Source organism: Flavobacterium sp. UM26 (assembly GCF_057922445.1).
On sequence record NZ_JBVHCY010000018.1, the window covers coordinates 1 to 8,020 of the forward strand.

Here is an 8,020-nt window from a genome sequence, read left to right on the forward strand (position 1 = left end):
ATTTGTGTTCCAGTTCAAACCAATTATGTGAATATGTTTCAGGGTAAAAAGAAACTTCCTCATCTTTTTCGAAATCTCTAAGTGGAAATTTTCGATATTTAATTAAGCAAATGTCTCTGGGGATTTTTTCTAGCATATTTTTGGTTTGGCATTACACATAACGTTCCCGCGCTACACGCAGGCTGGGATTAAAGATGCGTAATCTTTCGGTTAAAAACAAATGCTTTAAATACAAACTATTTTCAAATTAAGCCAATTGCCCAGCTTGCTTGTAGCGTGTGTTGTGCGTAGTATTTTTTCAGTACAATCGTTCGATTTTTCCATTTCTTTCAATATACAGTCCATTTTCACACATTATATATACATTAAAATTTGTTTTCTTAATATTTGTGAACCAGCCTGGAAGTTTATATTGTTTCAATGTTTTATCATTGATAAATTGTCCATAATAACCATATTGTTTCCCTGTTTCCTTTTCTGTTCCAGTTCCTGAAATATGTACAATATTATCTTTTTGTAATATTTCTCGAACTTCACTGCATAAATTTAAATGAACTAATGTATCAGTTTTATTATGCTCTTTTTTATAAAGCTTAAGGTTGTCACTTAAACCATAAGGATAATCAATTATGTCTCTAGTGTATTCAGTTTCTGGTATAGTTTTTACATATACCCAATCTTTTTCATAATCTGTTCCTTGAAGTTTGTAAATTTTATTTTCAAATGTAAGCACGCAAAGTTGCTCTTTGGGATTTGATATTATTTTTACAGGGAAAAATTTTTGGGTGTCAAAAGTTATTGTTTCCCAAGAAATTCCAAAATCTTTTGAAATATGAAGACGAGAATAATCCGACTCGTGAATTCCTATCCAACTATCAATTCCAACTAGATTTTTTTTATCAGTAAAAGTTATATCTTTAAACATTAAGGATGTTTTAAAATCTTTCCAATTTTTTCCACCATTTGTTGAATACATTAATCCAGAAATATAATTACAAGCAATAACTGAATCTTTTGAAATATCAGTAATATTTGTAATGTATCTTTCTTCACTACTATTTTCCTTTTTTGAAGGTTTAGTATTTGAGTCTGTTATATGTTTTTTATCATTGCATCCTAAATTTAACAATAAAAAAAGTAGCAATATTTTCTTCATCTCGTTTTTCATAATATTACGCACAACGTTCCCGCGCTACACGCAGGCTGGGATTAAAGATGCGTATTCTTTCGGTTAAAAACAAATGTATCAAACACAAACTATTTTCGAATTAAGCCAATTGCCCAGCTTGCTTGTAGCGTGTGTTGGCGGTAGTTTTTTTATCCAATTCCGTTAACTCCAAACTCGAATAATTCTTTTGTCTTTAAGTTGATTTTTACTTCCCAGTGATTACTACAACCGTCAAACCAACTTTCTTTTTCTTTTTTCCAGTTATCACTTTCAGCATTTTGAAATCCTTTCAACTTTTCGATAAGTTTGAGCTTGTTTTTATTAAAAGTTACATAAATTACTTTTTCTTTTTTTTCGTTATAATAACCCCAATATTGTCTTCTGTATTTATTTAAGTTATTATGAATTATTGGACAACCATTTCCTTGATTGATTTTTTTTGAATTAGTTTCTCGAATATTTTTCCGCAATATATTTTCTGCATTTTTAATTTCTTCAAGATTTGGAGTAAATCTTTTGACATTTTGTAAGCACATAAAACAATCTCCATTTTCAGAGAATTTAGCACCAACTATTTGTCTGCATTTTATTATTTCAGTATATTCTGTCGGTTTTTCAATTACTTTAAATTCTGAACTACAAGAAAATAAAAAAAATGTAAATAATAAGATAAATGTCTTTTTCATTCGGATTTTTTAAAATTACTGCCAACGTCCCGCCGCTACACGAGGTTTGGGACTAAAGATGCGTTATTTTTCCATTATGCACAAATTTTCCAAGTACAATACCAACTTTCTATTCAGCCCAATACCCAAATCTCTTGTAACGGCTGTTATAAGCTGGCCATATTTAGTTATTATATTCGTCATTAAATTCAGTTATCATTAATTCAGGTTTTGATTTGGAATATTTGACATAAACACTATCTCCTTCTTGAATTTTGTCCTTTTCATTAAACCCATCACTATCTTTATATAACTTCCCTTCAACTTTATACTCGACTGTAATATGTCTGCCTTTATGAACAGATTTTTTAGTAATGATTCCACGTGTGATTTCATAATCACGTTTTATAAATTCAATATTTTGCAATTCCTCATTTCTTAAACTCGTTGCTATAAAATATATAATGCTTGACATTCCAAGAATAATGAAAAAAATATAGATTTTCTCTTTAAGTGTACTTTTTGGAGGCTTAATATTTTTACTCATTTTAATTTTTAGTATTGATTTTCTTCAAAATGATTTAGATTGATTAGTTCATTTATCCGTTTGCGTCATTTTTGGTTGGCTTGCTTATAACGTTCCCGCGCTACACGCAGGCTGGGATTAAAGATGCGTATTCTTTCGGTTAAAAACAAATGTATCAAACACAAACTATCTTCAAATTAAGCCAATTGCCCAGCTTGCTTGTAGCGTGTGTTATGTGCCGTAAATTTTCGTATTATTTCTTCCCAAATTCAATTATTTTAAAGTTTTCCGTTTTTGAGTCAAAAACATACACTTTTCCTTTTGAATAATCATCATAACCATCAGTTTCTCCCCAAGTCCATAAAGCGTCTTTAGCCGTTGTGGGTTCTCCATTAATTCCTTTTTTTGTTCGAGGAGGATAATGCACTAAGTAAAAACCTGGTGTTGTTTTTATTTTTTTAATTCTAACAATTTTTGACTTCTCAAAAAACAAGACAACATAATTCTCACCATCCGACCATTGGATATTGTCTTTATTTTTTTTTGTTGCATCAATTCCCCAAATTACAAAGTCAAGGTATCCATTTCCATCAAAATCTCCTGCCGTGCATTGAACTAATTCCTTCAATTTATTTTTAGAAATTCCAATTTTATTAATTTGTATCATAGAAACGTCATCTATAGTTCCAAAGCAATATGTTGCACCAATAACATCAGTAATTCTATTAGGAGCATTTTTAGACTGAAGATGCAAATTAGATTCGTTTTTAATATTTGGATTCTGCTTTATTTGTTGAGAAAATCCATCATAAATAAATCCAAGAAATATCAATCCTGTAATTAGTAGGTTTTTTATCAAAGTTGTTGAATTTTGAGATTAATATTTAGAATGTTTTAGCGTGAATGTTAGGTTTTATGGCACATAACGTTCTCGCGCTACAAGCAGGCTGGGATTAAAGATGCGTAATCTTTCGGTTAAAAACAAATGCATCAAACACAAACTATCTTCAAATTAAGCCAATTGCCCAGCTTGCTTGTAGCGTGTGTTAGCGGATGGTTTTTTACTTAATAGTAATCCAATCCATTTTAGTTTCAGTTCTTTTCGGTTTTGTTGGCATTTCAATTTCTTTGTAATCTCCAATTCTGTTATTTTCGTCTGTCATAAATACAAAAATCCAATCATTGTTTTCATCATATATATATTCCCAATTCATCATTAAATCTTGGTTTATTTCAATATTTGGATATTTTTGTTGAACTTCTTTAACTTTAGATTTAGGATTTAGGCCATTATCTGTTTTTAGGTTTTTACTTAATGCAATAATGACTAATATTTCTTCAGAATCCATTTTAGGCACAAGTGCTAAAACAGGTTCGTTTTCCAATAAATAGATATATGCTTTTCCACCACCATCGAAACCAAAATCATATGCTTCGGCTTCTTTTTTGGTTAAACCGCTCAGTTTTTTTTCAGCATCATAAATATTCATTCCAACTTTTATTTCGCCTATTTGTCCTTTTGAAATTTTGAATGCTTCAAAATCAAATCCTATAGTTTTTTTCTTCTGTGATTCAACTTTCTGATTTCCAATATTCGAAGGTTTAATTTGCTTTTCAGTATCGTTTTTACACGAGAGTTGAAGTATGGTAAGAATTATTAAAGTTAATTTTAATTTCATTTTTTCTTATTTGCAGTTTCGCCCCAAACTATCCGCTAACGTTCCCGCGCTACACGCAGGCTGGGATTAAAGATGCGTAATCTTTCGGTTAAAAACAAATGCATCAAACACAAACTATTTTCAAATTAAGCCTATTGCCCAGCTTGCTTGTAGCGTGTGTTAGCGGTTGTGTTTTTCTTTACTTTTAGAATTCAATTGTTGAGTTTTTTTGCCAACAATCTATACACATTGTTATTCCACTTTTACCTAACCGTTTCATTTCTTTCGGATTGAATTCTAGTCCACATTGTTGATCATATTCATAGTTTAGCCAGAATGTTATATGTTTTTTCTTAATTCCTATTTGTTTTAGTTCAGCAAATTTTGGTTCAATTATATCTAAAAAATTATTTATGAAATCATAATACGGTGTTTCTAGGTCATCTTCATCAAAAGTATAATTCCATAAACTATAAAAATTTTCATCTTTTTTTTCGGTATCAAATTCCGTTGGCTTTACTCCAAGAATTTCAGTTATTTTGGAATAAGTTTCAAAATTGTTTTTGCACGCAATTTGTAATCTATAATATTTCATCTTTTCCGATTGGTTCTTTCAACATAACCGCTAACGTTCCCGCGCTACACGCAGGCTGGGATTAAAGATGCGTAATCTTTCGGTTAAAAACAAATGTTTCAAATACAAACTATTTTCAAATTAAGCCCATTGCCCAGCTTGCTTGTAGCGTGTGTTGGCAGTAGTAATTTCTTCATTTAACCTTGCGGTATAAAATCTATTATTTTTGGTTTCGGAAAGTTTAAAGTGTCCTCGTTAATTGTATATTTTATAAATTCGTCCTTATTAATTTTCAAATCAGAATTGTCCTTTATTTTACTGTAATTTTCTTCAATTATGTTTTTTTGTAACGCGGTATATAGTTTCATAATTGATGAATACTCTTTATCATCTTCAATAAAATTGTAGTAATATGTTTTTGAAGTTTCGTTTTTGTAATTAATTTTAATTCTTAAAAATGGAGGTGCTTTTATACACCCAATATTTGCAAGATAATTAATTTGACTTTTAGACTTTTTAGTGAGCTTATTTGTATGATGAATTAAAGAATCAATTATTTTTTTGTCAACAGTTGATTCGAAATATTCTTCTGTTTTATTTGGATGGTAATTACAAGAATAAGTTTTGTTATTTCCATTTTTGTCTATTGCTGAATATATTTCGCATTCTAGTTTAAATTTTGGTTTAACTTTATTTATAGGCGTTTCAACATTCCAACTATAAGACAAGAATTCAATGTTTTTAATTTCGTTTTCATTAGATGAACAGTTAATTAAAATTAATGCAAATAGCCAAATTAGTTTCTTCATTAGTTCGGTTTTATTACTGCCAACGTCCCCGCGCTACACGCAGGCTGGGACTAAATTAAGCCCATTCTTCGGATTTACCAAATCTTCCAAATACAAACCAATTTTTCCATTAAGCCAATTGCCCAGCTTGCTTGTAGCGTGTGTTACCTGTTGTTGCTTCTTATCCAACCCACATTTTTTAAATTTTTTATTTGCGGATACAAATCATCAGGGGTATTTTGGGTTTGGTCACTCCCTGAAGAAAAAAGTATGTAATTTTCTCCTAGATTTTTATAATTGTAATAGTCATTTCCAAGTTCTGATTGCGTCGGGTCATTTATAAAAACTATTTCATTATTATTTTCTAATTGTTTTAAACTATCAGGATATGTTCCGTTTTGATTTTTATAATATTCAATATCTTTAATTAGTGAATTTAAATGTGTTTGTGCTATTTGTTCTTTAGCTTTATCTAAACCAGAGTAATTCCCAAAAAGAAATAAAGCACAATAAGCAAAAACCGTAAAAAGCATACAAGCTATTCCAATTACAGTTAATTTTCGGTCTTTGTATCTAAATATTCCATACAAAGTAAGTCCAATTCCAATGAAAAAGCCAACAAGAGGGAATAGTCCTAAATAGCCTAATTTGTATGGAGGTGTTGTTTTCTTGATGTTATTTATATTTTGAATGTTTTCCATTTACGGTGAATTTCGTTTGCAATAACAGGTAACGTTTCGCAGCTACACGAGGTTTGGGAAAAAGTACGCCTTATTTTTCGGTTAAAGACTGAACTTTAAAACACAAAATCAACTTTCATTTGATGACCGAAACCCAAATCTCGTGTAACTGCTGTTATGTGTTGCTTTTTATTTTTAATATTCCTAATTCTTTAATTTGTTTGTCGTCAAATGTTTTCAAAACGACATAATACCATTTATTATTCGGAACATCAACTTTAAAAATTTCATTTAGTTTATGTATTTTTATTGCTGTTTCAAAATCTGGAACCATCATTCCTTCAGTAAACCATCCTAAATCTCCATTTTTACTACTGTCCATTGTGTATTTATTTGCTAAATCAGTAAATGGAATTCCATTTTTATAATCTTTCAATATTTGAGTTCTTAATTTTTCAATTTCTTTAAGCGATAATTTACTTGCGTCAAGAAAAATATAACTTACTCGAAAAGCTTTTACGTCTGTTTCAAATAGTATTTTGTAAGTAAAATCCAAATCTGAAAAGATTTCTCCTATTTTTAATTCTGTCAATTTAGTTGAAAAATTATCCGTTTCAATTTCAGGATGTATATTCAAAAGTTCCGCTTCAAGATTTGGATTTTCTGTCGCAAATTTTTTAGCATCTTCTATTGTTGTTATTAGTTTTAGTTGTTCTTTAATTGTTTGAGAATAGGATTCAAACGAAAAAACAATAATTATAAGTGCAAATATTTTTCTCATTTCAGGTCTTTTTTTTTTAAAAGTAACACATAACGTTCCCGCGCTACACGCAGGCTGGGATTAAAGATGCGTAATCTTTCGGTTAAAAACAAATTTGTCAAACACAAACTATCTTCAAATTAAGCCAATTGCCCAGCTTGCTTGTAGCGTGTGTTATAGGGCGGTTGTTTAGTCGAAATTACTATTAAACCGCAAATTTTTCACGCTTCTGTTGGCCAGTTCAAGCTTTCACACTTTTTCCCGTTAGAGTAGGAGAGCCTCAATTATAGGTTTGCTTCTCCTGTTCACTTTCTTTAAAGTCTGCTTTTCAAGTTTCTCTTGGCAAGTTCTACTTTTCACGCTTCTGCTTTTCACGCTTCTGTTGGCAAAGTTCGATTTTCACACATCAGTTTTTCGTTTGCTTGTCGTTAGAATCCGATTTTCCAACGTTTGTTAGCGCTTCCAATTTTCACGCTTCTGCTTTGAAAACATTCGGCGGAAACAACTGTTTATTTTCAAATTGGATCTGTCTGCGTAATTTCGGCTCAACTGCCCTATAACGTTCCCGCGCTACACGCAGGCTGGGATTAAAGATGCGTAAACTTTCGGTTAAAAACAAATGTATCAAACACAAACTATTTTCAAATTAAACCCATTGCCCAGCTTGCTTGTAGCGTGTGTTACAGGAGGCTTGTTTTGTCGAAATTACCATTAAACCGCAATTTTTTCACGTTTCTGTTGGCAAAATCCAATTTTCACCCTTCTGTTTTTCGATTAGTAATTTTCACTTTGTTATTGTTTATTTATCGTTCAAATTATAGCTACTTTTCGGTTTTCTGTTAGCTGCTGATTCCAATTTTCACACTTCCAATTTTCACGCTTCAGCTGTCCAAGTTTTAATTTTTCACGTTTCCACTGTCAGATTCCGATTTTCACGCTTCTGTTTTCCAAGTTTCAATATTTTACGTTTCTGTTGGCACATTCCAATTTTCACGCTTCTGCTTTGTCAATTTCTTGCGGAAACAAATGCTTAATTTCAAATTGAAATTGTCTGCGTAATTTCGGCACAAGTCTCCTGTAACGTTCTCGCGCTACAGCGGGTTTGGGACTAAATTAAGACCACTCTTCGGATTTGCCAAATCTTTCAAATACAAGACCATTTTTAAATTAAGCCAATTGCCCAAATCCGTTGTAGCGTGTG

At 31.0% G+C, this 8,020-nt stretch carries 9 protein-coding genes; all 9 read right to left on the bottom strand.

What is annotated here, in order from left to right:
- Positions 1-298: 298 nt before the first annotated feature.
- The 9 genes from ACZ1AQ_RS15000 to ACZ1AQ_RS15040 all read right to left on the bottom strand — a co-directional run bounded on the left by ACZ1AQ_RS15000 (position 299) and on the right by ACZ1AQ_RS15040 (position 6,840).
- Entirely contained in the window at positions 299-1,168 is an 870-nt protein-coding gene (locus ACZ1AQ_RS15000; protein WP_489633676.1) for a WD40/YVTN/BNR-like repeat-containing protein, read from the bottom strand.
- A gap of 149 nt (positions 1,169-1,317) precedes the next feature.
- The gene (locus ACZ1AQ_RS15005; RefSeq protein ID WP_489633677.1) at positions 1,318-1,854 is read right to left on the bottom strand and encodes a hypothetical protein; all 537 of its coding nucleotides are present in this window, start codon (positions 1,852-1,854) and stop codon (positions 1,318-1,320) included.
- 163 nt (positions 1,855-2,017) lie between these two features.
- Complete coding sequence (locus ACZ1AQ_RS15010) at positions 2,018-2,380, bottom strand: hypothetical protein (protein WP_489633678.1); 363 nt, start codon at positions 2,378-2,380, stop codon at positions 2,018-2,020.
- Positions 2,381-2,612: 232 nt separating this feature from the next.
- On the bottom strand, positions 2,613-3,218 hold the full coding sequence (locus tag ACZ1AQ_RS15015) for a hypothetical protein (protein ID WP_489633679.1): 606 nt from the start codon (positions 3,216-3,218) through the stop codon (positions 2,613-2,615).
- 202 nt (positions 3,219-3,420) lie between these two features.
- Positions 3,421-4,038 carry a hypothetical protein gene (locus ACZ1AQ_RS15020; protein WP_489633680.1) on the bottom strand — a complete coding sequence of 206 codons (618 nt, stop codon included), beginning with the start codon at positions 4,036-4,038 and terminating at the stop codon, positions 3,421-3,423.
- 184 nt (positions 4,039-4,222) lie between these two features.
- Complete coding sequence (locus ACZ1AQ_RS15025; RefSeq protein ID WP_489633681.1) at positions 4,223-4,612, bottom strand: DUF4279 domain-containing protein; 390 nt, start codon at positions 4,610-4,612, stop codon at positions 4,223-4,225.
- Positions 4,613-4,788: 176 nt separating this feature from the next.
- On the bottom strand, positions 4,789-5,400 hold the full coding sequence (locus ACZ1AQ_RS15030) for a hypothetical protein (RefSeq protein ID WP_489633682.1): 612 nt from the start codon (positions 5,398-5,400) through the stop codon (positions 4,789-4,791).
- Positions 5,401-5,543: 143 nt separating this feature from the next.
- Positions 5,544-6,080, bottom strand: a complete 537-nt coding sequence (locus ACZ1AQ_RS15035; RefSeq protein WP_489633683.1) for a type II secretion system protein GspG — start codon at positions 6,078-6,080, stop codon at positions 5,544-5,546.
- Positions 6,081-6,234: 154 nt separating this feature from the next.
- A complete protein-coding gene (locus ACZ1AQ_RS15040; protein ID WP_489633684.1) occupies positions 6,235-6,840 on the bottom strand; it encodes a peptidylprolyl isomerase in 606 nt (201 codons plus the stop codon).
- Between the last annotated feature and the right edge of the window lie 1,180 nt (positions 6,841-8,020).